Annotated in this window: 2 protein-coding genes; both read left to right on the forward strand. The window is 41.3% G+C overall.

Translation table 11 applies throughout. The features are described from left to right. Positions 1–534 (forward strand): hypothetical protein (locus tag SK629_RS12900; protein WP_050492388.1); only part of this gene is annotated, 534 nt, incomplete at its 5' end. Continuing rightward, positions 470–2,077 carry a hypothetical protein gene (locus tag SK629_RS12905; protein WP_152639392.1) on the forward strand — a complete coding sequence of 536 codons (1,608 nt, stop codon included), beginning with the start codon at positions 470–472 and terminating at the stop codon, positions 2,075–2,077. The genes SK629_RS12900 and SK629_RS12905, both read left to right, overlap by 65 nt. The last annotated feature ends 102 nt before the right edge of the window (positions 2,078–2,179 follow it).

The following is a 2,179-nucleotide window of genomic DNA, read 5'->3' on the forward strand; positions in this document are numbered from 1 at the left end:
GAAGCTACTTCTGAAGCACGTTTAGATGCTGATTCGCTTACTGAGTTGCTTGTTGAAGCTGACTCTGAAGCTACTTTAGATGCTGACTCACTTACTGAATTGCTTGTTGAAGCTGACTCTGAAGCTACTTTAGACGCTGACTCACTTACTGAGTTGCTTGTTGAAGCTGACTCTGAGGTAAGTTTAGATGCTGACTCACTCACTGAGTTGCTTGTTGAAGCTGATTGTGATTCTACTTCTGAAGCACGTTTAGATGCTGATTCGCTTACTGAGTTGCTTGTTGAAGCTGACTCTGAAGCTACTTTAGACGCTGACTCACTTACTGAGTTACTTGTTGAAGCTGACTCTGAGGTAAGTTTAGATGCTGACTCACTTACTGAATTGCTTGTTGAAGCTGATTCTGAAGCTACTTTAGATGCTGATTCACTTACTGAGTTGCTTGTTGAAGCTGACTCTGAGGTAAGTTTAGATGCTGATTCGCTTACTGAGTTGCTTGTTGAAGCTGATTGTGAAGCTACTTCTGAAGCACGCTGACTCACTTACTGAGTTGCTTGTTGAAGCTGACTCTGAGCTAAGTTTAGATGCTGACTCACTCACTGAGTTGCTTGTTGAAGCTGATTCTGAAGCTACTTTAGACGCTGACTCACTTACTGAGTTGCTTGTTGAAGCTGACTCTGAAGCTACTTTAGATGCAGATTCACTTACTGAGTTGCTTGTTGAAGCTGACTCTGATGTAAGTTTAGATGCTGATTCACTTACTGAGTTGCTTGTTGAAGCTGATTGTGAAGCTACTTCTGAAGCACGTTTAGATGCTGATTCACTTACTGAGTTGCTTGTTGAAGCTGACTCTGAAGCTACTTTAGATGCTGACTCACTTACTGAATTGCTTGTTGAAGCTGATTCTGATGTAAGTTTAGATGCTGATTCACTTACTGAGTTGCTTGTTGAAGCTGACTCTGATGCTACTTTAGACGCTGACTCACTTACTGAGTTGCTTGTTGAAGCTGATTGTGAAGCTACTTCTGAAGCACGTTTAGATGCTGATTCACTTACTGAGTTGCTTGTTGAAGCTGATTCTGATGTAAGTTTAGATGCTGATTCACTTACTGAGTTGCTTGTTGAAGCTGACTCTGAAGCTACTTTAGATGCTGACTCACTTACTGAATTGCTTGTTGAAGCTGATTCTGATGTAAGTTTAGATGCTGATTCACTTACTGAGTTGCTTGTTGAAGCTGACTCTGATGCTACTTTAGACGCTGACTCACTTACTGAGTTGCTTGTTGAAGCTGACTCTGAGGTAAGTTTAGATGCTGACTCACTCACTGAGTTGCTTGTTGAAGCTGATTGTGATTCTACTTCTGAAGCACGTTTAGATGCTGATTCGCTTACTGAGTTGCTTGTTGAAGCTGACTCTGAAGCTACTTTAGACGCTGACTCACTTACTGAGTTACTTGTTGAAGCTGACTCTGAGGTAAGTTTAGATGCTGACTCACTTACTGAATTGCTTGTTGAAGCTGATTCTGAAGCTACTTTAGATGCTGATTCACTTACTGAGTTGCTTGTTGAAGCTGACTCTGAGGTAAGTTTAGATGCTGATTCGCTTACTGAGTTGCTTGTTGAAGCTGATTGTGAAGCTACTTCTGAAGCACGTTTAGATGCTGATTCACTTACTGAGTTGCTTGTTAAAGCTGACTCTGAAGCTACTTTAGATGCTGACTCACTTACTGAATTGCTTGTTGAAGCTGACTCTGAAGCTACTTTAGATGCTGACTCACTTACTGAGTTGCTTGTTGAAGCTGACTCTGAAGCTACTTTAGATGCAGATTCACTTACTGAGTTGCTTGTTGAAGCTGACTCTGAGGTAAGTTTAGATGCTGACTCACTCACTGAGTTGCTTGTTGAAGCTGATTGTGATTCTACTTCTGAAGCACGTTTAGATGCTGATTCGCTTACTGAGTTGCTTGTTGAAGCTGATTGTGAAGCTACTTCTGAAGCACGTTTAGATGCTGATTCACTTACTGAGTTGCTTGTTGAAGCTGACTCTGAGGTAAGTTTAGATGCTGATTCGACTCACTGAGCTGCTTGTTGAAGCGTAAATACTTGTATAGCATACATTTANACGAAGTTTANACGATGCTGACTCACTTACTGAATTGCTTGTTGAAGCTGATTCTGATGT

It is taken from the genome of Streptococcus mitis, from assembly GCF_000722695.1.
Taxonomy (GTDB): domain Bacteria; phylum Bacillota; class Bacilli; order Lactobacillales; family Streptococcaceae; genus Streptococcus; species Streptococcus mitis_O.

Coding starts and splice junctions, on each gene's coding strand:
- SK629_RS12905 (WP_152639392.1), top strand. CDS start 470: ATGCTGATTCGCTTACTGAGTTGCTTGTTGAAGCTGATTGTGAAGCTA.